Annotated in this window: 1 tRNA gene and 2 rRNA genes; all 3 read left to right on the top strand. The window is 57.6% G+C overall.

Annotated features, from left to right (window positions below):
- Nucleotides 1-5: 5 nt before the first annotated feature.
- Nucleotides 6-121, top strand: a 5S ribosomal RNA gene (rrf, locus tag MXF20_RS23240).
- Between the two features lie 14 nt (nt 122-135).
- Nucleotides 136-211: transfer RNA gene (locus MXF20_RS23245), tRNA-Thr, on the top strand.
- A gap of 33 nt (nt 212-244) precedes the next feature.
- Nucleotides 245-360: ribosomal RNA gene (gene rrf, locus MXF20_RS23250) — 5S ribosomal RNA — on the top strand.
- Nucleotide 361 lies beyond the last annotated feature (1 nt).

Below are 361 nucleotides of genomic sequence, written 5' to 3' on the forward strand. Positions count from 1 at the left end.
ATTTGCCTGGCGGCAACAGCGCGGTGGTCCCACCTGACCCCATGCCGAACTCAGAAGTGAAACGCCGTAGCGCCGATGGTAGTGTGGGGTCTCCCCATGCGAGAGTAGGGAACTGCCAGGCATCAAATTTAGTGTGCTGATATGGCTCAGTTGGTAGAGCGCACCCTTGGTAAGGGTGAGGTCCCCAGTTCGACTCTGGGTATCAGCACCAGTTATGGCATGAGTTCGGTTTAAAAAGAATTTGCCTGGCGGCAACAGCGCGGTGGTCCCACCTGACCCCATGCCGAACTCAGAAGTGAAACGCCGTAGCGCCGATGGTAGTGTGGGGTCTCCCCATGCGAGAGTAGGGAACTGCCAGGCA

It is taken from the genome of Pantoea dispersa (assembly GCF_035783935.1).
Lineage (GTDB): Bacteria > Pseudomonadota > Gammaproteobacteria > Enterobacterales > Enterobacteriaceae > Pantoea > Pantoea dispersa_C.